Source organism: Acidiluteibacter ferrifornacis (assembly GCF_009909615.1).
GTDB classification, from domain to species: domain Bacteria; phylum Bacteroidota; class Bacteroidia; order Flavobacteriales_E; family Vicingaceae; genus Acidiluteibacter; species Acidiluteibacter ferrifornacis.
This window is the reverse complement of the sequence record NZ_WWNE01000006.1, coordinates 59,685-85,538: the sequence shown is the minus strand read 5'-3', so window position 1 is coordinate 85,538 and position 25,854 is coordinate 59,685. Positions and strand designations below refer to the sequence as shown.

At 35.2% G+C, this 25,854-nt stretch carries 38 protein-coding genes; 34 read left to right on the top strand and 4 right to left on the bottom strand.

Features of this window, described 5'->3' with window-relative positions; translation table 11 throughout:
* Window positions 1-22 precede the first annotated feature (22 nt).
* The 34 genes from rplC (at window position 23) to GQN54_RS06770 (ending at window position 21,382) form a co-directional block, all read left to right on the top strand.
* Window positions 23-637, top strand: a complete 615-nt coding sequence (gene rplC / locus GQN54_RS06935) for a 50S ribosomal protein L3 (RefSeq protein WP_160632809.1) — start codon at window positions 23-25, stop codon at window positions 635-637.
* A gap of 21 nt (window positions 638-658) precedes the next feature.
* Window positions 659-1,285 (top strand): 50S ribosomal protein L4, encoded by a 627-nt coding sequence (rplD, locus tag GQN54_RS06930; protein WP_160632808.1) that lies wholly within the window; start codon window positions 659-661, stop codon window positions 1,283-1,285.
* A 6-nt stretch (window positions 1,286-1,291) separates the two neighbouring features.
* Window positions 1,292-1,582 (top strand): 50S ribosomal protein L23, encoded by a 291-nt coding sequence (gene rplW, locus GQN54_RS06925; RefSeq protein WP_160632807.1) that lies wholly within the window; start codon window positions 1,292-1,294, stop codon window positions 1,580-1,582.
* Between the two features lie 12 nt (window positions 1,583-1,594).
* Entirely contained in the window at window positions 1,595-2,419 is an 825-nt protein-coding gene (gene rplB / locus GQN54_RS06920) for a 50S ribosomal protein L2 (RefSeq protein WP_160632806.1), read from the top strand.
* A 13-nt stretch (window positions 2,420-2,432) separates the two neighbouring features.
* Entirely contained in the window at window positions 2,433-2,714 is a 282-nt protein-coding gene (gene rpsS, locus GQN54_RS06915; protein WP_160632805.1) for a 30S ribosomal protein S19, read from the top strand.
* Window positions 2,715-2,725: 11 nt separating this feature from the next.
* Window positions 2,726-3,121: a 50S ribosomal protein L22 gene (rplV, locus tag GQN54_RS06910; RefSeq protein ID WP_160632804.1), complete on the top strand. Its 396-nt coding sequence runs from the start codon at window positions 2,726-2,728 to the stop codon at window positions 3,119-3,121.
* 29 nt (window positions 3,122-3,150) lie between these two features.
* Window positions 3,151-3,876 carry a 30S ribosomal protein S3 gene (gene rpsC, locus GQN54_RS06905; RefSeq protein WP_160632803.1) on the top strand — a complete coding sequence of 242 codons (726 nt, stop codon included), beginning with the start codon at window positions 3,151-3,153 and terminating at the stop codon, window positions 3,874-3,876.
* A gap of 42 nt (window positions 3,877-3,918) precedes the next feature.
* Window positions 3,919-4,338 (top strand): 50S ribosomal protein L16, encoded by a 420-nt coding sequence (rplP, locus tag GQN54_RS06900; protein ID WP_160632802.1) that lies wholly within the window; start codon window positions 3,919-3,921, stop codon window positions 4,336-4,338.
* A gap of 17 nt (window positions 4,339-4,355) precedes the next feature.
* Entirely contained in the window at window positions 4,356-4,556 is a 201-nt protein-coding gene (rpmC, locus tag GQN54_RS06895; RefSeq protein ID WP_160632801.1) for a 50S ribosomal protein L29, read from the top strand.
* A 13-nt stretch (window positions 4,557-4,569) separates the two neighbouring features.
* Window positions 4,570-4,827 (top strand): 30S ribosomal protein S17, encoded by a 258-nt coding sequence (rpsQ, locus tag GQN54_RS06890; RefSeq protein ID WP_160632800.1) that lies wholly within the window; start codon window positions 4,570-4,572, stop codon window positions 4,825-4,827.
* A 1-nt stretch (window position 4,828) separates the two neighbouring features.
* Complete coding sequence (rplN, locus tag GQN54_RS06885; RefSeq protein WP_160632799.1) at window positions 4,829-5,197, top strand: 50S ribosomal protein L14; 369 nt, start codon at window positions 4,829-4,831, stop codon at window positions 5,195-5,197.
* 23 nt (window positions 5,198-5,220) lie between these two features.
* Window positions 5,221-5,541 (top strand): 50S ribosomal protein L24, encoded by a 321-nt coding sequence (gene rplX / locus GQN54_RS06880; protein ID WP_160632798.1) that lies wholly within the window; start codon window positions 5,221-5,223, stop codon window positions 5,539-5,541.
* Complete coding sequence (rplE, locus tag GQN54_RS06875) at window positions 5,541-6,104, top strand: 50S ribosomal protein L5 (protein ID WP_160632797.1); 564 nt, start codon at window positions 5,541-5,543, stop codon at window positions 6,102-6,104. The genes rplX and rplE overlap by 1 nt, the downstream gene beginning before the upstream one ends.
* 2 nt (window positions 6,105-6,106) lie before the next feature.
* Window positions 6,107-6,376 carry a 30S ribosomal protein S14 gene (rpsN, locus tag GQN54_RS06870; protein ID WP_160632796.1) on the top strand — a complete coding sequence of 90 codons (270 nt, stop codon included), beginning with the start codon at window positions 6,107-6,109 and terminating at the stop codon, window positions 6,374-6,376.
* An 18-nt stretch (window positions 6,377-6,394) separates the two neighbouring features.
* Window positions 6,395-6,793 carry a 30S ribosomal protein S8 gene (gene rpsH, locus GQN54_RS06865; RefSeq protein WP_160632795.1) on the top strand — a complete coding sequence of 133 codons (399 nt, stop codon included), beginning with the start codon at window positions 6,395-6,397 and terminating at the stop codon, window positions 6,791-6,793.
* A 20-nt stretch (window positions 6,794-6,813) separates the two neighbouring features.
* On the top strand, window positions 6,814-7,368 hold the full coding sequence (gene rplF / locus GQN54_RS06860) for a 50S ribosomal protein L6 (protein WP_160632794.1): 555 nt from the start codon (window positions 6,814-6,816) through the stop codon (window positions 7,366-7,368).
* 9 nt (window positions 7,369-7,377) lie between these two features.
* Window positions 7,378-7,734: a 50S ribosomal protein L18 gene (gene rplR / locus GQN54_RS06855; RefSeq protein WP_160632793.1), complete on the top strand. Its 357-nt coding sequence runs from the start codon at window positions 7,378-7,380 to the stop codon at window positions 7,732-7,734.
* Between the two features lie 20 nt (window positions 7,735-7,754).
* The gene (rpsE, locus tag GQN54_RS06850) at window positions 7,755-8,273 is read left to right on the top strand and encodes a 30S ribosomal protein S5 (protein ID WP_160632792.1); all 519 of its coding nucleotides are present in this window, start codon (window positions 7,755-7,757) and stop codon (window positions 8,271-8,273) included.
* A gap of 11 nt (window positions 8,274-8,284) precedes the next feature.
* Window positions 8,285-8,464, top strand: a complete 180-nt coding sequence (gene rpmD / locus GQN54_RS06845; protein ID WP_160632791.1) for a 50S ribosomal protein L30 — start codon at window positions 8,285-8,287, stop codon at window positions 8,462-8,464.
* 12 nt (window positions 8,465-8,476) lie between these two features.
* Window positions 8,477-8,926, top strand: a complete 450-nt coding sequence (gene rplO / locus GQN54_RS06840; RefSeq protein ID WP_160632790.1) for a 50S ribosomal protein L15 — start codon at window positions 8,477-8,479, stop codon at window positions 8,924-8,926.
* A gap of 7 nt (window positions 8,927-8,933) precedes the next feature.
* Window positions 8,934-10,274: a preprotein translocase subunit SecY gene (secY, locus tag GQN54_RS06835; protein ID WP_160632789.1), complete on the top strand. Its 1,341-nt coding sequence runs from the start codon at window positions 8,934-8,936 to the stop codon at window positions 10,272-10,274.
* Between the two features lie 2 nt (window positions 10,275-10,276).
* On the top strand, window positions 10,277-11,059 hold the full coding sequence (gene map, locus GQN54_RS06830) for a type I methionyl aminopeptidase (RefSeq protein ID WP_160632788.1): 783 nt from the start codon (window positions 10,277-10,279) through the stop codon (window positions 11,057-11,059).
* A gap of 4 nt (window positions 11,060-11,063) precedes the next feature.
* On the top strand, window positions 11,064-11,282 hold the full coding sequence (infA, locus tag GQN54_RS06825) for a translation initiation factor IF-1 (RefSeq protein ID WP_160632787.1): 219 nt from the start codon (window positions 11,064-11,066) through the stop codon (window positions 11,280-11,282).
* Between the two features lie 43 nt (window positions 11,283-11,325).
* Window positions 11,326-11,442, top strand: coding sequence for a type B 50S ribosomal protein L36 (gene ykgO / locus GQN54_RS06820; RefSeq protein ID WP_160632786.1), 117 nt, complete (start codon window positions 11,326-11,328; stop codon window positions 11,440-11,442).
* A 25-nt stretch (window positions 11,443-11,467) separates the two neighbouring features.
* Window positions 11,468-11,845 (top strand): 30S ribosomal protein S13, encoded by a 378-nt coding sequence (rpsM, locus tag GQN54_RS06815; RefSeq protein WP_160632785.1) that lies wholly within the window; start codon window positions 11,468-11,470, stop codon window positions 11,843-11,845.
* Between the two features lie 17 nt (window positions 11,846-11,862).
* Entirely contained in the window at window positions 11,863-12,249 is a 387-nt protein-coding gene (gene rpsK, locus GQN54_RS06810) for a 30S ribosomal protein S11 (protein WP_160632784.1), read from the top strand.
* A gap of 41 nt (window positions 12,250-12,290) precedes the next feature.
* The gene (rpsD, locus tag GQN54_RS06805) at window positions 12,291-12,896 is read left to right on the top strand and encodes a 30S ribosomal protein S4 (RefSeq protein ID WP_160632783.1); all 606 of its coding nucleotides are present in this window, start codon (window positions 12,291-12,293) and stop codon (window positions 12,894-12,896) included.
* A 27-nt stretch (window positions 12,897-12,923) separates the two neighbouring features.
* A complete protein-coding gene (locus tag GQN54_RS06800) occupies window positions 12,924-13,916 on the top strand; it encodes a DNA-directed RNA polymerase subunit alpha (protein WP_160632782.1) in 993 nt (330 codons plus the stop codon).
* A 5-nt stretch (window positions 13,917-13,921) separates the two neighbouring features.
* On the top strand, window positions 13,922-14,419 hold the full coding sequence (gene rplQ, locus GQN54_RS06795) for a 50S ribosomal protein L17 (RefSeq protein WP_160632781.1): 498 nt from the start codon (window positions 13,922-13,924) through the stop codon (window positions 14,417-14,419).
* Window positions 14,420-14,503: 84 nt separating this feature from the next.
* Complete coding sequence (gene carA, locus GQN54_RS06790) at window positions 14,504-15,613, top strand: glutamine-hydrolyzing carbamoyl-phosphate synthase small subunit (RefSeq protein ID WP_160632780.1); 1,110 nt, start codon at window positions 14,504-14,506, stop codon at window positions 15,611-15,613.
* Window positions 15,614-15,617: 4 nt separating this feature from the next.
* Entirely contained in the window at window positions 15,618-16,907 is a 1,290-nt protein-coding gene (gene eno, locus GQN54_RS06785; RefSeq protein WP_160632779.1) for a phosphopyruvate hydratase, read from the top strand.
* Between the two features lie 115 nt (window positions 16,908-17,022).
* Entirely contained in the window at window positions 17,023-18,309 is a 1,287-nt protein-coding gene (locus GQN54_RS06780) for a citrate synthase (protein WP_160632778.1), read from the top strand.
* A 112-nt stretch (window positions 18,310-18,421) separates the two neighbouring features.
* A complete protein-coding gene (locus GQN54_RS06775) occupies window positions 18,422-20,263 on the top strand; it encodes a UbiD family decarboxylase (protein WP_160632777.1) in 1,842 nt (613 codons plus the stop codon).
* Between the two features lie 24 nt (window positions 20,264-20,287).
* Entirely contained in the window at window positions 20,288-21,382 is a 1,095-nt protein-coding gene (locus tag GQN54_RS06770) for a BamA/TamA family outer membrane protein (protein WP_160632776.1), read from the top strand.
* A gap of 56 nt (window positions 21,383-21,438) precedes the next feature.
* On the opposite strand, the gene GQN54_RS06765 is transcribed toward GQN54_RS06770, so the two are convergent.
* The 4 genes from GQN54_RS06765 to GQN54_RS06750 all read right to left on the bottom strand — a co-directional run bounded on the left by GQN54_RS06765 (window position 21,439) and on the right by GQN54_RS06750 (window position 25,848).
* On the bottom strand, window positions 21,439-21,963 hold the full coding sequence (locus GQN54_RS06765; protein WP_235932996.1) for a DUF1573 domain-containing protein: 525 nt from the start codon (window positions 21,961-21,963) through the stop codon (window positions 21,439-21,441).
* A gap of 41 nt (window positions 21,964-22,004) precedes the next feature.
* A complete protein-coding gene (locus GQN54_RS06760; protein ID WP_160632775.1) occupies window positions 22,005-23,621 on the bottom strand; it encodes a S41 family peptidase in 1,617 nt (538 codons plus the stop codon).
* Window positions 23,622-23,701: 80 nt separating this feature from the next.
* Window positions 23,702-24,736: an endonuclease/exonuclease/phosphatase family protein gene (locus GQN54_RS06755; RefSeq protein ID WP_160632774.1), complete on the bottom strand. Its 1,035-nt coding sequence runs from the start codon at window positions 24,734-24,736 to the stop codon at window positions 23,702-23,704.
* Window positions 24,733-25,848: an NAD(P)/FAD-dependent oxidoreductase gene (locus tag GQN54_RS06750; protein ID WP_160632773.1), complete on the bottom strand. Its 1,116-nt coding sequence runs from the start codon at window positions 25,846-25,848 to the stop codon at window positions 24,733-24,735. Before GQN54_RS06750 ends, GQN54_RS06755 begins: the two co-directional genes overlap by 4 nt.
* Window positions 25,849-25,854: the final 6 nt, after the last annotated feature.

Genomic DNA, 25,854 nt, shown 5'->3' with positions numbered 1-25,854 from the left:
GTAATAATTTATAATCAATAGGATGCCAGGTATAATAGGTAAAAAAATAGGTATGACCAGCGTTTTTAGTGCCGAGGGGAAGAATATCCCATGCACAGTTATAGAAGCAGGTCCTTGTGTCGTAACACAAGTAAAGACATCCGAAGTTGATGGCTATGAAGCTATCCAATTAGGTTACGGAGAAAGAAAGGAGAAGCGTACTTCTGCTGCAATGAAAGGTCATTTCAAAAAAGCAGGTACAACTCCAAAAATCAAGACTATCGAGTTTAAAGGTTTTGAAGATAAAAAAGTTGGAGATTCAGTTGATGTTTCTTTATTCGCAGAGGGCGAATGGGTAGATGTAACTGGGACTTCTAAAGGAAAAGGTTTCCAAGGGGTTGTTAAAAGACATGGTTTTGCCGGTGTTGGTGGTCAAACTCACGGACAGCACAACAGGTTAAGAGCTCCTGGTTCTATTGGTGCTGCTTCTACTCCATCAAGAGTAATGAAGGGTATGAGAATGGCAGGTCAAATGGGTGGAGTTAGAGTTACAACTGAGAATTTAGAGGTTGTAAAAGTTTATCCTGAGAAAAACCTAATTGTGTTGAAAGGTTCTGTGCCAGGTGCAAAAGGATCAATCGTAACTATTAACAAGTAAAATATCCGGAGGAATCACGATATGGAATTAACTGTAAAGAACATCAAGGGTAGCGATACCAAAAAGAAGGTAAATCTTTCGGATAGTATCTTCGGTATTGAACCTAATGATCATGCGATTTACCTAGATGTAAAACAATATCTAGCAAATCAAAGACAAGGTACAAGTAAGGCTAAAGAAAGAGCTGAAGTTACTGGAAGTACTAAGAAAATTAAGAAGCAGAAGGGTACAGGTACCGCTAGAGCTGGTAGCATTAAATCTCCTGTTTTTAAAGGCGGTGGTACTATCTTTGGTCCAAGACCAAGAAACTATAGCTTTAAATTGAATAAAAAATTAAAAGCATTAGCTAGAAAATCGGCACTATCTTATAAAGCAAAGAATGGTGGATTGTCAATTATCGAGGACTTCACTTTTGATGCTCCTAAGACTAAGGAATTCAAGTCGATACTAGAAAATTTGAAAGTAAATGATAAAAAATCATTAATTGTGCTTTCAGATTTAAATAAAAACATATATTTGTCGTCCCGAAATTTGAAAAACACTAAAGTAGTAACTGCTTCAGGTTTAAGTACATATGATTTGATGAACGCGTCAAATATTTTGCTAAGTGAAGGGTCTTTAGAGTCAATTCAAACATTATTAAGCTAAATAGCCATGAGTATTATACAAAAGCCGGTAATTACCGAAAAAATGACTAACCTAACAGAAAGTCTAGGTAGATATGGATTTATTGTTGATAAAGCAGCAAATAAGATTCAAATCAAAGAGGCTGTTGAGAAAGCATATGGTGTTGCAGTGAAAGATGTAAACACCATGAATATTTTCGGTAAGAAAAAGACAAGATATACCCGAACAGGATGGGTAGAAGGAAGAACTAATAGTACTAAGAAAGCTATTGTAACTCTAGAAGAAGGAGAAACAATTGATTTTTACAGTAATATTTAATAGAAAGTAAAGATGGCAGTAAAGAAGTTAAGACCAACTACACCGGGGCAAAGATTTAAATACGCTTCGACTTTTGAAGAGATTACAACGTCAACTCCAGAGAAGAGTTTGATTGCTACTAAGTCTAAATCTGGTGGTAGAAATAACACTGGTAAAATGACTATGCGTTATATCGGTGGTGGTCACAAACGAAAGTATAGAGTAATAGATTTCAAAAGAGATAAGCATAACATTCCAGCTAGAGTAGCTTCAGTTGAGTATGATCCGAATAGGTCTGCAAGAATCGCATTGTTAGTGTATGCTGATGGTGAAAAGAGATACATTGTTGCTCCTAATGGTATTGCAGTTGACCAAACAGTAATGTCTGGTCCGGGTGTTGAGCCTGAAGTTGGTAATGCAATGTTACTTTCAGAAATTCCTTTAGGTACAATTATTCATAACATAGAATTAAGACCTGGGCAAGGTGGTAAGATGGCAAGAAGTGCTGGTTCTTATGCTCAATTGGTGGCAAGAGAAGAGAAGTATGTTGTTATTAAATTGCCTTCTGGTGAAACCAGGATGATTTTGACTACTTGTATGGCAACTATTGGAGCTGTTTCAAACTCTGACCATATGTTAGAGCGTTCAGGTAAGGCTGGGAAATCAAGATGGTTGGGTAGACGTCCAAGAGTAAGAGGGGTTGTTATGAACCCTGTAGATCACCCAATGGGTGGTGGAGAAGGTCGTTCTTCAGGAGGACATCCTAGATCTAGAAAAGGTTTGCCATCTAAGGGATACAAAACTAGAGCTCCTAAGAAGCAATCAAGTAAGTATATAATCGAGAGAAGAAAGAAATAATAACAGCTAGAGTATGAGTCGTTCATTAAAGAAACCACCATTTGTGCATTATAAATTAGCTCTAAGAGTTGAAGAAGCACAGAGTTCAGGAAAGAAAAATGTTATTAAAACTTGGTCACGAGCCTCTTTAATTACTCCTGATTTTGTAGGATTAACAATAGCAGTGCACAATGGTAATAAATTTATTCCTGTTTATGTTACAGAGAATATGGTAGGTCATAAGTTAGGAGAATTTGCTCCAACAAGAACTTACAGAGGCCATGGTGGTAATAAAAAGGATAAAGGAAGAAAGTAAAAAATTGAACTATGGGTGCTAGAAAAAGATTACGAGCAAACGAGAGAAAAGAAGCGAACAAAACGGTAAGTTTTGCTAGTTTAAAGAATTGCCCTACTTCACCACGTAAAATGAGGTTAGTAGCTGATATGATCAGAGGCGAGGAAGTGACTAAAGCTTTATATATGTTACAGTTTAGTTCTAAGGATGCAGCAGGGAAAATGGAGAAATTACTTCGTTCAGCTATTGCCAACTGGGAAGCTAAGAATGAGGGTGAGAGACCAGAAGACCACAAACTTGTTGTAAGTATGGTGAAAGTTGATAGCGCTCGTATGCTCAAGCGTTTGAGACCTGCTCCGCAAGGAAGAGGACATAGAATTAGAAAAAGATCTAACCACGTTACTATCATTGTTGATAGTGTGAAATAATAATTGTTTACGAAGAATATCAGTATATAATGGGACAGAAAGTAAATCCAATAGCCAATCGATTAGGAATCATCAAAGGATGGGATTCAAATTGGTATGGCGGTAGAAATTACGGCGATAAGTTAGCAGAAGACGATCAAATTAGAAAATATTTGATGGCGCGTTTAGCAAAAGCTAGTATTTCAAAAATTATTATTGAAAGAACGTTGAAGTTAATCACTGTTACTATTAACACTTCTCGTCCAGGTATTATCATCGGTAAAGGTGGTAAAGAGGTTGATAAACTTCGTGAAGAGTTAAAAAAGTTGACAAAAAAGGATGTTCAAATAAATATATTTGAAATTAAACGTCCTGAATTAGATGCACAATTAGTTGCTGATAGTGTAGCTCGACAAATCGAAGGAAGAATTTCTTTTAGAAGAGCTTCTAAGATGGCTGTAGCCTCTTCAATTAGAATGGGTGCTGAAGGAATTAAGATTTCTACTGCGGGTAGATTAGGTGGTGCTGAGATGGCACGTACAGAGTCTTATAAAGAAGGTAGAACCCCTTTACACACATTTAGAGCAGATATAGATTATGCTTTAGCGGAAGCACATACTACTTATGGTAGAATAGGTGTGAAAGTTTGGATTTGTAAAGGCGAAGTATACGGGAAGAGAGATTTATCACCAAACATAGGTTCGAACAAACCAACAAAAGGTGGTCAAGGTAGAGCTGATGCTGGAAATAGATTTAGAGGAAAGAAAAGAAAATAATATTTCGAAGATTTAAGTAACGATAGAATAAAGTAGAAAGAGATGTTACAACCGAAGAGAACGAAGTTTAGAAAAATGCAGAAGGGTAGAATGAAAGGTAATGCCGGAAGAGGTTCGGAGATTGCTTTTGGAAGTTTTGCCATCAAAACTATGGATGCTGCATGGATTACTGCTAGACAAATTGAGGCTGCTCGTATTGCAGTAACAAGATACATGAAGAGAGAAGGTCAAATTTGGATTCGTATTTTTCCAGATAAGCCAGTTACAAAGAAGCCTGCAGAAGTAAGGATGGGTAAAGGTAAAGGAGCACCTGAGTTATGGGTAGCGACAATTAAGCCTGGCCGTATTTTGTTCGAAGCGGATGGTGTGCCTTTAGAGGTTGCAAAAGAAGCAATGAGGTTAGCAGCACAAAAGCTACCGGTTAAGACTAAATTTATTGTTAGAAGAGATTATAAAGCATAATCTAAAACAGGATACAAATGAAACAAGCAGATATAAAAAATCTTTCTACAGATGATCTACAAGAGCAGCTCGCAGAAAATGTAACACTTATCGAAAAGTTAAAGATGAGTCATGCAGTTTCTCCTTTGGAAAATCCAAAACAAATAACAGTTGCTAGAAAAACTATTGCTAGACTAAAAACTGAAATTAGGAAGAGAGAGCTTCAAGTAGCTAAATAAGAAAATTACTTCGATGGAAAAGAGAAATTTAAGAAAAGAAAGAATAGGTGTTGTTCTTAGTAATAAGATGGAGAAGTCTATTACGATTGCTGTAGAAAGTAAAGTAAAGCACCCAATTTACGGTAAGTTTATTAAGAAAACTTCCAAGTTTATGGCTCATGATGAGAAGAATGAGTGTAATATTGGTGATACTGTAAAGATCATGGAAACTCGTCCTTTAAGTAAGAGTAAGAACTGGAGATTAGTAGAAATCATAGAAAGAGTTAAGTAATATGATACAGCAAGAGTCAAGATTATCTGTTGCAGATAATAGCGGTGCGAAAGAGGTTTTATGTATTCGCGTTTTAGGTGGTACTGGAAAAAGATATGCTAGAATTGGAGATAAGATAGTTGTTTCTGTGAAAAGTGCGATCCCTTCTGGTAATATTAAAAAAGGTGCAGTTTCTAAAGCAGTAGTGGTTAGAACTAGAAAGGAGATAAGAAGACCTGATGGTTCTTATATCAGATTTGATAACAATGCTGTAGTTCTTCTTAATGCTGCAGGTGAAATGAGAGGTACTCGTATATTTGGACCTGTTGCACGTGAATTAAGAGATAGACAATTTATGAAAATTGTTTCTTTAGCACCTGAGGTATTATAAATAAATTGAAATCTAATAAGACTATGTCTAAGTTACATATAAAGAAAGGGGATAAAGTAAAAGTTTTAGCTGGAGAATCTAAAAATAAGATGGGTACAGTTATTAAGGTTTATCCTGACACCAAAAGAGCTTTAGTGGAAGGCGATGAAATTAAAAAGGTTAGTAAACATACTAAGCCTAATGCTGCAAACCCACAAGGTGGTATCGTTGAGCAAGATGCTCCTATTCATATTTCTAACCTAATGGTTGTTGATTCTAAAGGAGTCGCTGCTAAGACTGGTAGAAAAGTAGAAGATGGAAAAACAGTAAGATTTAACAAAAAATCAGGGGAGGTAATTAAGTAATGAACTATTCACCAAGACTTAAAGAGCAGTACAAAGAAACGATTAAGGATTCTTTGATGAAGCAATTTGATTACAAAAGTGTAATGCAAATTCCTAAATTAACTAAGATTTGTATCAACCAAGGTGTTGGTAAAGCCGTATCGGATAAGAAATTAATTGATTCGGCAGTTAACGAGATTTCAATGATTACTGGTCAGAAAGCAATTGCTACCTATTCCAAGAAAGATATCTCTAACTTTAAATTAAGAAAGGGAATGCCTGTTGGTGTTAAAGTAACTTTAAGAGGAGAAAGAATGTACGAATTCTTAGACCGTCTAATTTCAGTTTCTTTACCTAGAACAAGAGATTTTAAAGGAATCAGTAATAAAGGTTTTGATGGAAAAGGTAATTATACTCTTGGTATTAAAGAGCAAATTATTTTCCCAGAGATCAATATTGATAAAGTAAATAATATTAGCGGTATGGACATTACTTTTGTTACTACTGCTGAAACAAATGATGAAGCAAAAGCTTTATTAAAAGAGTTTGGTTTACCATTTATGAAAACTAATAAAGAAGCATAGTTATGGCAAAGGAATCAATGAAAGCCAGAGAGCGTAAAAGACAAAGACTGGTTGAAAAATATGCCGATAAGAGAGCTGCCTTAAAAGAGGCAGGTGATTGGGAAGCATTACAGAAATTACCTAAAAATTCTTCAGCAGTTAGATTACACAATAGATGTAAATTAACAGGAAGACCAAAAGGATATATGCGTCAATTTGGTATTTCAAGGGTAAAATTTAGAGAGATGGCTTCTTATGGTTTAATACCGGGAGTAACAAAAGCTAGTTGGTAATATTGTAATAGTTTAAAAATGACAGATCCAATATCAGATTATTTAACAAGAGTTAGAAATGCAGTAGCTGCTAAACATAGAGTAGTAGACATACCTGCTTCTAATTTGAAAAAAGAGATTACAAAGATTCTTCATTCAAAAGGTTATATTTTGAATTATAAATTTGAAGAAGGTGTAAATACTCAGGGGAACATTAAAATTGCTTTGAAATACCACCCTGTTTCTAAAGAATCAGCAATTAGAAATTTAACAAGAGTTAGTAAGCCAGGTCTTCGTAAATATGCTCAATCAGATAATTTACCACGTGTAATTAATGGTTTAGGTGTAGCTATTCTTTCAACTTCTAAAGGTGTAATGACCGATAAAGAAGCTAATAATTTGAAAGTTGGTGGTGAAGTTTTATGTTACGTTTACTAAGAATTGAAATAAGTTAAGTTATGTCACGAATAGGAAAAGCTCCGGTTAAAATAGCAAAAGGTGTTGAAGTTACAGTTTCTGATAAGAATTTAGTTACTGTAAAGGGACCGAAAGGTGTTTTAACTCAGCAAGTTGATACCGCTATCACTGTAGAAGTGAAAGAAGGTCACGTTGAATTGATTAGACAAACTGAGCAGAAGCCTCATAAAGCGATGCATGGTTTATATCGATCTTTGATTAACAATATGATTGTTGGTGTATCTGAAGGTTATAAAACAGTTCAAGAGTTAGTAGGTGTTGGTTACAGAGCCGCTAATACAGGACAGAGATTGGAGTTATCTCTTGGTTTTTCTCACAATATTGTGTTTGAAATTCCAGAAGAGGTTTCAGTTACTACAGCAAGTGAAAGAGGTCAAAACCCTACTGTTACTTTGGAATCGTACGATAAACAATTGATCGGTCAAGTAGCAGCAAAAATTAGATCACTTAGAAAGCCTGAACCTTATAAAGGAAAAGGAATTAAGTTTAAAGGAGAACAATTAAGAAGAAAAGCTGGTAAATCAGCCTCTAAATAATATTAAATCATGGCTTTATCAAAGAAAGATAGAAGAATTCGAATTAAGAGAAGAGTTAGAAAGGTCGTTAAAGGATCTTCTGATAGACCAAGAATGTCTGTATTCAGAAGTAATAAGGAAATTTACGTTCAACTTATTGACGATGCAACGGGAACTACATTGTTGACTGCCTCTTCATCTGAAGCTGAAATAGCAAAGTCGAAAGCTAATAAAGTAGAAAAGGCAGCTTTAGTAGGTAAAGCTGCTGCTGCAAAAGCAAAGGCTGCCGGAATCGAAACGGTAAGTTTTGATAGAAATGGTTATTTATACCACGGTAGAATTAAGTCATTGGCAGAAGGTGCACGTGAAGGTGGCTTAAACTTTTAATTAGCAAATAGGATTAGATTATGGCAAACGCGAATATAAAAAGAGTAAAGTCAAGCGAAATCGAATTAAAAGATAAGCTTGTAGGAATTCAAAGAGTTACTAAAGTAACTAAAGGAGGTAGACATTTTAGTTTCTCTGCAATAGTTGTGGTAGGAAACGAAAATGGAGTTGTAGGTCACGGATTAGGAAAAGCTAATGAAGTTACTGAAGCAATCGCTAAAGGTATCGACGATGCAAAGAAGAACTTAATTAAGGTTCCAATTGTAAACGGTACTGTTCCTCATGAACAATACGGAAAGTATAGTGGTGCTCAGATATTTTTGAAGCCTGCTGCTCATGGTACAGGGGTAATTGCCGGTGGTGCAATGCGTGCAGTTTTAGAGAGTGTAGGTGTTACTGATGTACTTGCTAAGTCAAAAGGTTCTTCTAACCCTCACAACGTAGTTAAAGCTACTATTGAAGCTCTAGCTACGATGCGTGACGCTTATACAGTTGCTAAGCATAGAGGTGTTGATTTGAATACTGTTTTTAACGGATAATATTGATAGAGATGGGAATGATTAAAATCACACAAGTAAGAAGTTACATAGGTAGACCTGAGAGACAAAAAAGAACGTTGATTGCTCTTGGTTTAAGAAAAAACAATCAATCTGTAGAAGTAGAGGGAACTCCTCAAGTTTTAGGAATGGTTAATAAAGTTAAACACCTTGTCTCTGTAGAAGAGATTTAAAATATTTTTAGAATGGATTTAAGTAATCTAAAACCTGCAGAAGGTTCAAATAAAAGTGCTAAAGTAAGAATAGGTAGAGGTATTGGTTCTGGTAAAGGACGTACTGCTGCTAGAGGCCATAAAGGTGCAAAATCTAGATCAGGTTATTCTAAGAAGGTTGGTTTTGAAGGAGGACAAATGCCACTTCAAAGACGAGTTCCAAAGTTTGGATTTACTAATATTAATAGAAAGGAATTTGTTGGTATCAACTTAGATACTCTTCAAACTCTGGTAGATTCAAAAAAGTTAACAAAAATTGATTTTGATGCATTTATCGATAACGGGTTTGCTTCTAAAAACAGTTTAGTTAAAATACTTGGTAGAGGAACATTGGATGCTTCAGTAGAAGTACATGCTCATGCATTCTCCAAAACAGCAAAAGAAGCAATTGAAACCAAAGGTGGTAAAGCAGAATTAATTTAATTCCAAAATGAAGCGATTCCTAGAGACAATACAAAATATTTTTAAAATTGAAGACCTTAGGGTGCGTATTTTGAATACCCTAGGTTTTTTATTGATATATAGATTAGGTTCTTATGTAGTCCTCCCAGGTGTGGACTCAGAGGCTCTACAAATCGCTAACAGCGGTTCAGGTGGTGGTATAGCAGGTTTATTAGACTTATTTGCAGGTGGTGCTTTTTCAAGAGCATCAATATTTGCTTTAGGAATTATGCCATATATTAGTGCTTCAATTGTAGTTCAATTATTGGGAATTGCCATTCCCTATTTTCAGAAATTACAAAAAGAAGGAGAAAGTGGTAGAAGAACAATCAATCAAATTACTCGCTTTTTAACTATTGCTATAGTTGGTTTTCAAGCGCCTGGGTACATCGCATCTCAAGTTCCTGAATTCACAGGAGGTGGAGCTATGGTTAGACCTGATACTTTCTTTTGGTGGTTTACTACTGTTATCATCTTGATCACTGGTACAATGTTCGTCATGTGGTTGGGTGAAAGAATTACTGAAAAGGGAATTGGTAACGGTATCTCATTGATTATTATGATAGGTATTATTGCAAATCTACCTTTTGCCTTTGTTGCTGAATTTGCTTCTAGATTAAAAGATGGAGGTTTAGTAATATTACTTGTAGAGCTAGTTTTACTACTTGTTATTATTGTTGGTACTATTCTATTAGTTCAAGGAACTAGAAGGGTGCCTGTACAATATGCAAAACGTATTGTTGGTAATAAACAATATGGTGGTGTGAGACAATATCTACCTTTAAAGGTTAATGCTGCGGGTGTTATGCCTATCATTTTTGCTCAAGCAATTATGTTTATTCCTATAACTTTAGCAGGTTTCGGTGATTCTGAAACACTTGGTTCTTTTGCAGCTGCTTTAAGTGATTATACTGGATTCTGGTATAACTTTATATTCGCGTTGATGATTATTGCATTTACGTACTTCTATACTGCAGTAACTGTAAATCCTAATCAGATGGCAGATGAAATGAAAAAGAATGGAGGCTTTATTCCTGGTGTAAAACCTGGTAAAAGAACAGCAGAATTTCTTGATAATGTATTATCAAGGATAACGTTGCCAGGATCTATATTTTTAGCATTGGTAGCTATTTTACCAGCTTTTGCGGGAATTTTTGGAGTGAATGCTCAATTCGCACAATTCTTTGGTGGTACATCGCTGTTGATTATGGTGGGTGTTATCTTAGATACATTGCAACAGATAGAAAGTCATTTGTTGATGCGTCATTATGATGGATTGATGAAGTCGGGTAGAATCAAAGGTCGTTCTAGCATTAATATGGCGGGTTAGGAATGATTTATTTGAAGACAGAAGAAGAGATTGAATTAATAAGACAGAGTTCTTTACTTGTTGGTAAAACATTGGCCGAGGTAGCACCTTTAGTTAAACCTGGCATAACTACATTGGAACTGGATAAAATTGCAGAAGAATTTATCCGAGACAATGGTGGAGTACCAAGTTTTAAAAATTACAATGGTTTTCCTAATACATTGTGTGCTTCTTTGAATGAAGCCGTTGTGCATGGTATACCAAATAATAAGCCACTAAAAGATGGAGATATCATTTCTTTGGATTGTGGTGTATTTATGAATGGCTTTCACGGTGACGTTGCTTATACTTTCGAAGTTGGAGATGTAAGTGATGAAATCAAAAATCTCCTTAGAACGACAAAGGAATCTCTTGAGTTGGGTATAGCTGCTGCTATTGCTGGAAATCGTATCGGAGATATAGGATACGCAATTCAAGCTCATGCCGAGTCTAGAGGATATGGTGTAGTTAGAGAACTTGTTGGACACGGATTAGGAAGAGAATTGCACGAAGGACCTGAAGTTCCGAATTACGGTAAGCGTGGTTCAGGTATGATTTTGAAGGAGGGTTTAGTGATTGCAATCGAGCCAATGATTAACTTAAAAAGTAAGGGAGTTCGTCAGGATAAAGATGGATGGACAATAATTACTTCGGATAACAAACCATCAGCTCACTTTGAGCATGATGTAGTTGTGAGAAAAGGGAAAGCCGAAGTTTTGTCAACACATGAATATATTGAAGAAGCATTAAATAAACAATTGAAATAAATTTATGGCTAAGCAAAAGTCAATAGAACAAGATGGAGTGATAGTAGAAGCGTTGTCAAATGCAATGTTTCGAGTTGAACTTGAGAACGGGCATGAAATAATTGCACATATCTCAGGGAAGATGAGAATGCACTATATCAAGCTATTGCCGGGAGATAAGGTTAAGGTTGAAATGTCACCTTATGATTTATCGAAAGGAAGAATTAGTTATAGGTATAAATAATAAAATAAAAATCATAACTTTGCGCCCCGAAAAATAGGTAAACATGAAAGTAAGAGCATCAATTAAGAAGAGAAGTGCGGAATGCAAAATTGTTAGAAGAAAGGGAAAACTTTACGTGATCAACAAAAAGAACCCTAAGTTCAAACAAAGACAAGGATAGTAATTAAGAAATAAATTAAGCATATATGGCTAGGATAGCAGGTATAGATTTACCGAAGAACAAAAGAGGTGAAATCGGTTTAACTTACATTTATGGTATTGGTAGAAAGACTGCCCAGAATATTTTAACTGAAGCTAAAGTTGATTGGAATACTAAAGTTCAGGACTGGAACGATGATGAACTTTCTGCAATTAGAAAGATTATCACAGATGGTATTAAAGTAGAGGGTGCTCTTAGATCAGAAACTCAATTGAACATTAAGCGATTAATGGATATTGGCTGTTATCGAGGAGTTAGACACAGAGTTGGATTGCCTTTAAGAGGACAAAAGACGAAGAATAATGCTCGTACTCGAAAAGGAAAGAAGAAAACTGTTGCAAACAAAAAGAAAGCTACTAAATAGTAAATAAAGTATAGAAGATGGCAAAATCGACTGCGAAAAAGAAAAGAATAGTTAAGGTTGAAGCTGTAGGGCAGGCGCACATACACGCTACCTTTAATAACATAATTATTTCACTTACGAATTCTACAGGACAAGTAATTTCTTGGTCTTCGTCAGGGAAAATGGGATTTAAGGGTTCTAAAAAGAATACACCTTATGCAGCACAGATGGCTGCGCAAGATTGTTCTAAAGTAGCACATGAAGCTGGATTAAGAAAAGTGAAGGTTTATGTAAAAGGTCCTGGTGCAGGTAGAGAATCTGCTATCAGAACAATTCATAATTCAGGTATTGAAGTTTCAGAAATTATTGATGTAACTCCAGTTCCTCACAATGGATGTCGTCCTCCGAAACGTAGACGAGTTTAATTTATACTTTAGATTTTTATCAAGAAAAATAATTATTAGAAATGGCAAGATATACAGGTCCTAAATCTAAAATTGCAAGAAAATTCAGAGAACCGATTTTTGGTGCAGACAAAGCGTTAGAAAAAAAGAATTATCCTCCTGGACAGCATGGTCCTAATAAAAGAAGAGGAAAGCAATCTGAATATTCTATTCAATTAATGGAAAAGCAGAAAGCAAAGTATACTTATGGTATCCTTGAAAAACAATTTGCTAATATCTTTGAAAAGGCAAACAGACTGAAAGGTATTACAGGGGAAAACTTATTGAAGCTTTGTGAAGCACGTTTAGATAACGTTGTTTTTAGATTTGGAATTGCTCCTACAAGAAGTGCAGCTCGCCAATTAGTAGGTCATAGACATATCGTTGTTAATGGAAATGTAGTAAACATTCCTTCATACACTGTAAAAGCAGGAGATGTTATTGAAGTACGAGAAAAGTCAAAGTCTTTAGAAACGATTACGGCTTCTTTGGCATCAAGAAAAAATAATTTTGATTGGTTAGAGTGGGATAATGCTTCTATGAAAGGGAAGTTTATTATTTCTCCAGAAAGAGAGCAGATCCCTGAGAACATCAAGGAGCAGCTTATCGTGGAATTGTACTCTAAATAATCTATTCATTCACTAGAAAAAATAAACATGGCAATATTAGATTTTCAAAGACCTGACAAGGTAATAATGATTGAATCTAACGATTTCGAAGGTCAATTTGAGTTTCGTCCATTAGAACCAGGTTATGGAATTACTATTGGTAATGCTATTCGCCGAATTTTACTTTCTTCTTTAGAAGGATTTGCGATAACTTCTTTAAAAATAGAGGGAGTTGATCACGAGTTCGCAACTATTAAAGGCGTAGTAGAAGATGTTACTTCAATTATTTTGAACTTAAAGCAAGTTCGTTTTAAACAACAAATAGAAGGAACTGATAGCGAGAAAGTAGTTATTACAGTAAGTAATCAAGAGAATTTTTCTGCAGGTGATATCGGTAAGTTTACATCAGCTTTTCAAGTTTTGAATCCTGATTTAGTGATTTGCAGCATGGAAACATCTGTTAAGTTGACTATCGAAATTACTATTAATAAGGGTAGAGGATATGTTCCTTCTGAAGAGAATGCATTACCTGAATCAGTTGTAGGTGTTATTCCAATAGACTCAATCTATACTCCTATTAAAAATGTTAAGTATAATATAGAGAATTACAGAGTTGAACAGAAAACGGATTACGAGAAGTTAGTTTTAACAATCGAAACCGATGGATCAATTCACCCAAAAGAAGCTTTAAAAGAATCTGCTAAGATTTTAATTCAACACTTTATGTTGTTTTCTGATGAAAAGATTACAATTGATAGTGAAGAAAAATCAGCGGTAGAAGAGTTTGATGAAGATTCATTGCACATGAGACAGTTGTTGAAAAACAAATTAGTCGATATGGATCTTTCTGTTAGAGCATTAAATTGTTTGAAAGCTGCAGATGTTGAAACTTTAGGAGAGCTTGTAACTTTCAATAAGAGTGATCTATTGAAATTCAGAAATTTTGGAAAGAAATCATTAACCGAACTAGACGAATTAGTTGAAAAGAAGGGTCTTCATTTCGGTATGAATGTAGCGAAGTATAAATTAGATAAGGACTAAGGAAAATGAGACACGGTAAAAAGGTTAACCACTTAAGTAGAAAAAGTGGTCATAGAAAAGCAATGCTTTCGAATATGGCTTGTTCTTTAATTGAGCACAAGAGAATTAATACAACATTGGCTAAAGCTAAAGCTTTGAGAGGATATGTAGAGCCTTTGATTACAAAGTCAAAGGATGATTCAACTCACATGCGTAGAACTGTATTTAGTTACCTTAGAAGTAAAGATGCGGTTTCTGAGTTATTCAGGGAGGTAGCACCTAAAATCGCAAACAGACCTGGAGGATATACTCGTATCATTAAGACTGGAAATCGTTTAGGTGATAATGCAGAGATGTGTATGATGGAATTAGTAGATTTCAATGATCTTTATGTTGGCGGTGCTGAAAAAGCAGCTGCTAAGCCAAAGAGAAGTCGTAGAGGTGGTGCTAAAAAAGCTGCTGATACTACTGCTGAAACGAGCACAAACAATGCTGAAGAGTCTGACAATACAAAGAATGACTAATTGGCTTTCATAGAAAATATAAAAAAGATAAAACGTTAGTTTTATCTTTTTTTTTGAGTAATTTTTTAAACTTTATAGCTTATTATGAAATACTTAAATGCTTCTCCAGGAGTTATTATTTTAGAGGATGGTACAATTTTCTATGGTAAGTCTGCTGGGTTAAAGGGGACGGCAACAGGAGAAATTTGTTTTAATACCGGAATGACTGGGTACCAAGAAATTTATACTGATCCCTCTTATTTAGGTCAAATTATGGTTTGTACCACTGCTCATATTGGCAATTATGGGGTAAGTAATGATGAAGTTGAGTCAGAAGCTGTAAAAATTAACGGTTTAATTTGTAAAAAGTTTGCCTCTACTTATAGCCGCTCGATGGCAAATGATTCGCTTCAAAACTATTTTGTGAATAATAATATTGTTGCTATTTCAGATATTGATACAAGAGCTTTGGTGCGTTATATTCGTGATAAAGGAGCTATGAATGTTATCATTTCTTCAGAAGTTGAGGATTTAGATAGATTGAAGAATTTATTGAAGCAAACACCATCTATGCAAGGGCTAGAGTTGTCATCGCGAGTTTCAACTGAAGAAGCATACGAGCTTGGAAGTCCTGATGCTGCTTATAAAGTTGCTGTTTTGGATTATGGAACAAAGAAGAATATTCTACGATGTTTAACAGATAGAAATTGCAAATTGAAAGTATTTCCGATGAATACTCAATTGGATGAGATAAAAGAATGGGGAGCTGATGGAATTATGCTTAGTAATGGACCTGGAGATCCTTCTTCTATGTCCTCAAATGTCGAGACTATAAAGACCTTTGTAGACTCAGGTCTTCCTATTTTTGGAATCTGTTTAGGTCATCAATTACTGGGTCTTTCATATGGTTTAAAAACTTTAAAAATGCACAATGGACACAGGGGAATAAACCATCCGGTTAAGAATTTATTAACCACAAAGGGAGAGATTACATCTCAGAATCATGGCTTTGTGGTTGATGTAAATTCTTTGAGTTTGAATCCAGATGTTGAAATGACGCATGTTCACTTGAATGATAATTCTCTTGCTGGAATGAAATTAAAAAATAAACCTGTATTTTCAGTACAATATCACCCGGAGTCCTCTCCTGGGCCTCATGATTCAAGATATTTATTTGATGATTTTATAGAATTAATTAAACAAAATAAAAACTAGTTATATGAGTTACATAGCTAAAGTTCATGCAAGACAAATATTAGATTCAAGAGGGAATCCTACCATAGAGGTTGAAGTAATGACTCAAAACGGAGCTATGGGCAGAGCAGCTGTTCCATCCGGAGCTTCAACCGGAATTCATGAAGCAGTTGAGTTACGAGATGGTGACAAAGGTATCTATCTTGGAAAAGGAGTACTTAAAGCTGTACAAAATGTCAATACAACAATAGCGAAGGAATTGACTGGGGTTTCAGTTTTTGAACAAAATGCTATTGATCATCATTTGATTAATCTTGACGGAACCGAGAATAAATCAAATTTAGGTGCGAATGCAATGTTAGGTGTTTCACTTGCTATTGCAAGAGCAGGTGCTTTATCATCAGGTCAATCTCTACATAAATACATAGGAGGAGTTAGTGCAAGAACGTTACCTATCCCAATGATGAACATTTTAAATGGTGGTTCACATGCAGATAATAGCATAGATTTCCAGGAGTTCATGGTAATGCCCGTAGGCGCTGATACTTTTAGTACAGCTTTACGAATGGGAACAGAGATATTTCATCATCTTAAGACTGTTTTAAAGAAAGAGAATTACAGTACCAACGTTGGTGATGAAGGTGGATTTGCACCTAATTTAAAATCAAATGAACAAGCTATTGAGTATGTTTTAAAAGCGATTGAGTCTGCAGGCTATCGTCCAGGAGAAGACGTATATATAGCTATGGATGCAGCAGCTTCAGAATTCTATAAATCAGAAGAGAATGTGTATCACTTTCATAAATCTACTGGAGATAAATTATCACCATCAGAAATGGCAAGTTATTGGAAAGATTGGACTAATAAATATCCTATTATTTCAATTGAGGATGGGCTTGCTGAAGACGACTGGAAAGGATGGAAAGAGTTGACTGATTATATCGGTAAAGATGTACAGTTGGTAGGAGATGATTTGTTTGTTACAAATGTAAAGAGATTAAAAAGAGGGATTGATGAGAACATTGCAAATGCAATTCTTGTTAAGGTAAATCAAATTGGAACTTTGACAGAAACAATTGACGCTGTGGATATGGCAAAAACAAATTCATATTTAGCTGTGATGAGTCATCGTTCGGGGGAAACAGAAGATAGTATTATTGCGGATTTAGCAGTAGCATTAAATACTGGACAGATTAAAACAGGCTCTGCTTCTAGGTCTGATAGAATGGCAAAATATAACCAACTATTAAGAATTGAAGAGGAATTAGGCAGTGGTGCAATATTTCCAGGAAAAAGCTTCAAATTTGCTAGATAAGTATTTGTGATTTGCTGGTTTGTTGGCTAAATTAGCAAACCCAAAATGCCTTGCAGATATTGCTATTTGTAAGAATTGAATAAGAAAAAATAACACTCTAAACATAATTATATATATGTCTGAATTTGTAGAAGTTAAAGTTGGTGACCAAGTATACCAGCTCCCTATTATTGAAGGAACCGAAGGCGAGCGTGCAATTGATATTGCTAAATTAAGAGCCGAATCTGGTTTAGTTACGATAGATCCAGGATTTAAAAATACTGGTTCAACAGAAAGCGCAATAACTTTTCTAGATGGAGAAAAAGGTATTTTGAGGTACAGAGGGTATTCGATAGAGGAATTAGCTGAAAAATCTACTTTTTTAGAGGTCTCATATTTATTGATTAATGGAGAGTTACCAACTGCCAAAGAACTTGAAAACTTTAAATCAAAAATTACTCATCACACTTTAATACATGAAGATATTAAAAGTATTTTAGATGGGTTCCCTTCTAATGCTCACCCAATGGGAGTTTTATCTTCATTGGTTTCTTCATTGACAGCATTTTATCCTGAATCATTAGATCCGAATAGATCTGCAGAAGGTGTTAATCTTAGTATCTTGAGAATTTTAGCCAAATTGCCAACTATGGCGGCTTGGGCATATAAGAATGAAATTGGACATCCTGTTAACTATCCTGATAATCGATTGGACTACTGCTCCAACTTTTTAAAGATGATGTTCGCTTTGCCAACTGATGATTATAAAGTAGATCCAGTTGTTGCAAGTGCGTTAGATAAGTTGTTAATTCTACATGCTGATCATGAGCAAAACTGTTCTACATCAACTGTTAGACTTGTTGGTTCTTCGCATGCTAGTTTGTATGCTTCTATATCAGGTGGTATTAATGCATTGTGGGGACCACTTCATGGTGGAGCGAATCAAGCTGTTATAGAGATGTTAGAGGCTATTCAAGCAGATGGTGGAGATGTTAAAAAATATATGGCTAAAGCTAAAGACAAAGACGATCCTTTTAGATTGATGGGTTTTGGTCACAGAGTATATAAAAACTTTGACCCAAGAGCGAAGATTATTAAAAAGGCTGCAGACGACGTTTTGGCTAAATTGGGAATAAATGATCCAATTCTAGAAATTGCTAAAGGTCTTGAAGAAGTTGCATTGAGTGATCCGTATTTTATCGAAAGAAAATTATATCCTAATGTAGACTTCTATTCAGGAATTATTTACAGAGCAATTGGAATACCAACTTCTATGTTTACTGTAATGTTTGCAATTGGTAGACTTCCGGGATGGATTGCACAATGGAAAGAAATGAGAGAAAATGGAGAACCAATTGGTCGTCCTAGACAGATTTATACAGGGGCAAATTTAAGACCTTTCGTTCCTATGGAAAAAAGATAATAAAATTTAGATAATATATAAAGGCCTATCGTGATGAACACTTTAGGCCTTTTTTTTCTTCTAGAAAACTCTTCTATCTTATATTTGTTTCATATCAAATTGAACTGGATTTATGGGCTACAAAAGCATGCAAGAATGCATTATTGATTTAGAGAAAAATGGTCATCTGATTAGAATAAAGGAAGAAGTTGACCCATATCTCGAAATGGCAGCTATACATTTAAGAGTTTTTGAGAATAATGGTCCTGCCATCTTATTTGAAAATATAAAGGGCTGCCAATTTCAAGCTGTTTCTAATTTATTTGGTTCTGTCGAACGGTCTAAATTTATGTTTAGAGATACTATCTCTAAAGTAGAACAATTGATTCGATTAAAAGGAGACCCGCTTTCTGCATTAAAAAATCCGATCAAAAATATTTCAGTTCCTTTTACAGCATTAACGGCTCTTCCCAAGAAAACTAGTAAGAACCCAGTAACAGAATTTGAAACTTCCATTTCTAAACTTCCTCAAATCCAATGTTGGCCTATGGATGGAGGTCCGTTTGTAACGCTACCTATCGTTTATAGCGAAGATATTGATAAGCCTGGTGTTATGAATTCAAATTTGGGAATGTATCGAATACAGCTTGGTGGGAATGATTATATTCAGGATAAGGAAATAGGATTACACTACCAATTGCATCGTGGTATTGGTGTGCATCAAACCAAAGCTAATGAAAAAGGGCAGCCTTTAAAGGTCAGTATTTTTGTGGGTGGGCCTCCCGCGCATACTTTCTCTGCTGTAATGCCCCTGCCTGAGGGAATCTCAGAATTAACTTTTGCAGGTGCTTTAGGAGCTAGGAGGTTTAGGTATAGTTATGACAAGGAAGGTTACGCTATTTCTTCTGAAGCTGACTTTGTAATAACTGGGGAGGTCTTTCCAAATGAAAATAAACCTGAAGGGCCTTTTGGAGATCACCTTGGTTATTATAGTTTAAAACATGACTTTCCGTTGATGAAAGTAAAAAAGGTTTATCATCGCAAGGGTGCTATTTGGCCATTTACAGTAGTTGGAAGGCCACCCCAAGAAGATACGAGTTTTGGTGCATTAATTCATGACATGACTGGAGAAGCTATACCACAGGAAATTCCTGGGTTACATGCTGTGCATGCTGTAGATGCAGCAGGAGTCCACCCACTGCTTTTTGCAATAGGTAGTGAGCGGTATACACCTTATTTAAAAGATCAAGCTCCAAAGGAACTATTGACAATCGCAAATCACATTTTAGGAACAGGTCAGTTGAGTTTAGCAAAATATCTCTTTATTGCTAACAAAGCCGATAACCCCTTAATGGATATTCATGAAGAGGCAGAGTTTCTCATAGGAATCCTTGAACGAATTGACTTGCAGAGAGATTTTCACTTCTATACCAAAACAAGTATTGACACTTTAGATTATAGTGGTGATGGATTAAACACTGGTTCAAAGTTAGTGGTTGCGGCTTCAGGAGATAAGAAACGTACACTTGGAAAAGGTTGTCCGTTATTTGAAAACATTCCTGAAGATTTTGCTTCACCTAGATCGGTTATTCCAGGGGTTCTTGCTTTTTCTGGTGCTTCATTCGAAAGCTATGAAATAGAAAAAAGGAGAGTAAGGAGAATAGCTGCGTATCTTGAGTTATATCATGAAGAATTGAATCAATTTCCTTTAATACTAATTGTTGACGATAGTAGTTTTACTGCTAAAACGTTAAATAATTTTCTTTGGGAAACTTTTACAAAAAGTAATCCATCTCATGATATTTATGGGGTAAATGAAACGATGGAGAACAAGCATTGGGGAGCTAAAACTGCAATCATTATTGATGCGCGAACAAAACCACATCATGCCCCACCTTTAGTTAAAGACCCAGAAGTTGAAAAAAGTGTGGACCGATTAGCAGAAAAGGGTGGTTCTTTATATGGAATTATTTAACTTCATTGCTCTAAAAGATCGCTTTTGAAGAAATTTTCCTTTTTATCGTATTCACTACTTTTATGTCTTGGAGTTTTTTCGCAAGACAACAAGTCAGATCAAACACCCGACTCAACGAAGCGATTTCATTTTACACCTCTTCCAGTAGTATACTATACTCCTGAAACGCGCTGGGCATTCGGTGCTGTTGGATTTTTTTCTTTTCGGTTTAAAGGACAGTCTCCAACGGCTAGAAATTCGCAATTTCAATTGGGTGGAGCCTATACTCAAGAAAAACAATCTTTGTTTTATTTACCGTTTCAATTGTATTGGAAGAATGATCAATATTTTTCTTTTGGTGAAATTGGCTATTATGATTATACCTATAATTTTTGGGGTGTAGGGTCAAGTACGAATTCTACTTCAGAAGAAAACTACGAAGTGAACTACTCAAGGGTTCGATTGAATTATACGAAGTTGGTTCGGAAAAATGTTTATGCAGGTATACGGTATTGGTTTGATAATTATGATGTAGGAGATGTTGAAACCAATGGAATATTGGATCAAGGACAAGTAAGGGGTGCTAATGGTGGAATTGTATCTAGTTTAGGAGGAATTGTCATCTACGATACTAGGGATAATTATAACTTTCCTTCCAAAGGGACTTATTTAGAATTGGTTTTAACTCAAAATGGCAAATATTTTGGCAGTCCTTTTGAGTTTACTAAAATCTCGATAGATTATGTGAAATACATCAGTATATTCAAAGATCAGGTATTAGCAATGAATACCTATGCAGTAAATATGTATGGGAAACCACCATTTAATGAAATGGCTCTATTAGGTGGTCGAAGGAAAATGAGGGGCTATTACGAAGGAAGATTTAGAGATAAAAATTTATTAGTGTTTCAAGGAGAATACCGAGTCCCACTTTTTTGGAGAATAGGGGCAGTAGCTTTCGGAGGAATAGCAGCAGTTGCTAATGAATTTAGTGAATTTAGATTAGAATCTATCAAACCATCCTATGGAGGAGGAATAAGGTTTGCTCTAGATGAAGATGACAAAATTAATATTCGACTTGATATGGGATTTGGCCAAAATACCAATGGATTTTATTTAACCATCGGAGAGGCATTTTAAAAAAAAACGCCTTTTTGTTGTTTATCAAAAAGGCGTTTTTATAATTGTATTTTTTATTAACCCTCAGTTTGCTCACCTGGATTAACATTTGCTTTAACTCGTAAGACAGTAGTAGATGGCTCTGTATTTGCTGTTATACTTACAGTTTTTGTTTGTTGATTAACCTGTTTTCCTGGGCTATAAACAACTTCAATTTCTCCAGTTTCTCCAGGTGCGATTGGATTTCTTGGGTAGTTAGGTACGGTACATCCACACGAACCAGTTGCATTAGAAATTATCAATGGATTTTCACCTGTATTAGTAAACTTAAAAATCTTGGTGTTTTTTGTGTCTTGTTCAATAGTTCCAAAATCATGCTCCATTTCTTCAAATTTTATCGAAGTAGAAGGACCTGCAGGCACTTCAGGAGTACTTTGGATATCCATATTTGGATTTGCAGGAGTTGCTGCAATATTATTAGTTGGTGTTACGGCTTCTGTTTTTTGATAGTCGACACCATTGTCTGTAAAAATCATGTAAGAGTTAATAACGGTCAAAAGTCCGATTCCGGCTACAATTCCTATTAGTACGTTGTTTTTCATTTTAATTAAAGTTTATTGTTAGTTGTGTGTAAAATTATGAACTATTTTTTATTGTCTTCTAGTAATCCCATGAATTCGTCATTCTGCAATACTTTTAGTGCTTCTTGGTATGCTTCATTCAACTCGTTGATTACTTCAAAGTATTCTGAAACTTCAAATAAGTTTCTTGCTAAAAGTGCTTTTAATTGAACTTTGATTAATCTCTCAGACGTTGCAATGTCCTCTAAGTTGCGTTCAATGTCTTTCTTTTTTTCAGCGTATGTGTAAAAATCTTCTAATAAATCATTGTTGACCTCAAAATTAGAGTTGTACTCTTTGAATGTTGGATAGGTATTTGAAAGTTTTTTTCTATTCTTATCTAAGTAATTTAATATAAACTGATTGTATGCGCCAGTTCGAATTAGCTTAGAATTATAATCAGAAGTAAGTGAGGTATCAATAGGCACAAATAAATCAGGCATAATACCACCACCACCATATACCACTCTATGATTTGGGGTGAAGTATTTTAAGGAATCTGGAAAGTTGATACTATCAGAAGAAAATAACTCTCCATGTTTATATCGATTAACAATATCTTTATAGTAAGCGTCTTTCCCTTCTTCATATGGCTTCTGAATGGAACGTCCTGTAGGAGTGTAATACTTAGCTGTTGTTAATCTAACAGCTGAACCGTCAGGAAGAGGAAATGGTTTTTGTACCAGTCCTTTTCCAAAGGACCTTCGTCCAATTATTAGTCCTCTGTCCCAATCTTGAATAGCTCCTGAAACAATTTCGCTTGCTGAAGCTGATCCTTCGTCAATCAAAACGACTAATCGTCCTTTCTCAAAGTTTCCTCTATTGGTAGCTTCATAGTTTTCTCTTCTTTGTTTCAATCCTTCGGTGTAAACAATTAATTTCTTATCTCCCAAAAATTCATCTGCTAAAGTAAAAGCAGTGTTTAAGTAACCACCACCATTGCCTCTTAAGTCGAGAATGAGGTCAGTTAGTCCTTCTTTTTTCAATTTTAAAAGCGCCTCATCAAACTCTTGAGTTGTATTTCTAGCAAAACGATTTATTTTAATGTATCCAATCTCTGGAGTGGCCATATAAGCAGCATCCAAACTGAAAATTGGAATTTTATCTCGTTCTATATCAAAAGATAATAATTTCTTTTCACCTGTCCTCTTAATCTCAACATTGACCATCGAGCCTTTTTTACCTCTTAGCCGATCAGCTACGCCACTATTGGTAATTTTAACACCTGCGACTAGTTCACCTTCGATATTCACTATTTTATCACCTGACTGTATTCCTAACTTTTCAGAGGGTCCTCCTGAAATTGGAGAAACTACAGTAATAGTATCATTTAAAATATTGAACTGGATCCCAATACCCTCGAAATTGCCTTCTAAAGGCTCATTCATTTTTTGAAGTTCATCTTTGGGTATGTACACGGAGTGAGGGTCAAGTTCTTTTAGTACGGCAACAATCGCATTATCTACCATTTGCGAATTATTCACCGTGTCTACATAGGCATAATTAACTATACTTAATAGGGTATTAAATTTTTGAATTCCTTTTTCTTGTTCTGCACTCATTGTTTGTGCAGTCAATGAAGTAGGAGCAATTCCTGAGAGTAAAATTGCACAGAAACTGATTTTTAAGGCCTTTATCATATCGTAAATAATTGTAAGAAACCAAATTTAATTAAAAATGAATCCTTTTACAGTTAAGAAAAGTTAAGCTCCTTGAATTGTTATTTACGAACTATAAGTTTAATATAGGTTGCCAAATGATCGGAGTATCCACCATAATAATTGTTTCCTCCATATGTTCTATTTGGAGAAGCATCTCCAGCATCATTGTTATACATTACAATATCTTCTCGGTATATGAGCGCTTTATTTTCTTCAACATGTATGGAATTACTAGTATCAGTTAGACTGTTAGACACTATTATTTGATCCAACATATTCCAATCTCCTTTATATTTATAAGTTCCTCTATTGGCTTTGGCTTCAGGGTATGAAAGATTATTTAGATAACACTTCTCTTCTAGAGGACATGCTTTCAAAACCTCTCTAATACTTTTGTTTTCCGGCATATCATTAAAGTCTCCCATAATTATTATTGATGGATCTTTTTCATTTTGCGCGATATCATCCACCATGCTTTTGAGAACTTTGGCTACTTCCATTCTTTTTGGTTCAGACGCTTCTTGTCCGCCACTACGAGAGGGAAAATGATTAATAAAAAAGTGGACTTTCTTTTTAGTGTTTTTAATAACGGTCTCAACATATAGAATGTCCCTCGTTTGATCATTATATCCTAGTTTCTCTAAATCTATTGAAATTGGAGTGGATTTTACTACTGTCAGAAAATCCTTCCTATAAATAAAAGCATTATCTATACCTCTTTCATCAGGACTATCATAGTGTTCAATGGCATAATTGCCACCAGATAATATTTCAGTATTGATGAGTTGATTTAGAACAGCTTTATTTTCTATTTCACACAACCCATATGCTAATGGGAACTCTCCTTGCCCAGAATTCAAAATTACGGTGCCTATTTTTATAAGTTTATCTTCGTATCTCTGGGGAGTCCAATCTTTTTCTGAACCAGGGACAAATTCATCGTCGTTTATTAGTGGGTCATCTTCTACATCAAACAAGTTTTCTACATTGTAAAATCCTATTGTATATGAGATTGATTTTGATTTTTTAGTAGACTCTTTTGTCGTTGTGCAACCAAGGAATAAAACGAAGGGAATGATTAAATACTTTTTCATGTGGAAATTTTTTCTAATGTTAATTCTGCTATTTCTTCTCCAATTAGGCTACCTAGGGCAATGCCCATTCCGCCCAATTTAACAGCCAGTGTTTGTTGATTATTGATTCTTTTTACTATTGGGTATTTATCTTTACCAAATGCCATTATTCCTGCCCATTGATAGTCAATTTCAAATGGAGTGGAAGGGAGGATGATTGAATGTAAATCTTCGAGGAGTTTATTTTGGATGCTAAAGTTTAAATCTATAATTGTCGTTTCTTCCTCTTTCATTGCTAGATTTCTTCCACCTCCAAATAATACCCTGTTACCAATATTTCTAAAGTAGAAGTATCCATTGTCATAATGAAATACCCCTTTAAATTTTAAGTTTTGTATTGGTTTAGTAATTAATACTTGACCTCGACCCGGAATCAAATCTAATTCATAAGTAGGTAACAATTGCTTCGTAAATGCATTGGTACAAATTACGGTTTGATTGCAAGTATAACTTGCAGCCTCCGTTTCAACTACATTTGATTTTATCTCATTCACCATTGTGTTGGTAAATATTCTAATATCTAGACTTCCTGCGATTCTAAGAAGCTGATTCATCATTTTACCGCTGTCCAATTGACCTTCAAATGGATTTGCAATTATTTGCTTTACCCTTCGAGGATCAAACCCAAATTGTTGGATAAGTTGGTTTTTAATTGAGAAAACTGGTTGATTAAAAATAGGAAAGAGTAATTGATTAATTCTATCAATTTCAGCTTGATCAATTGGATGGAACAATAATTCAAAACCACCATAATTATGATAGTCTAGGTTAGACTCTCCAATTCTTTTGATTAATTTTTTTAATCCATTCCACCTTTTCTCAACCAAATCTAGCATTTTAGAAGTTCCCATAGACTGTTCATCGTCGAGAAGTTCAGTGATGCTACCGAAACAGGCAAACCCAGCATTTTTGGTAGTAGCTCCAGAATGAAATGACCCAGCTTCGAAAATTGCTACAGAAGTACTCGGGCTTTTCTCTTTGACCGTAATTGCAGCAGAAATACCTGTTATCCCACCCCCAATTATAATGACATCAAAATGCAAAAGAGATTCTTTTTCCCAGAAGCTATTCATGAATTT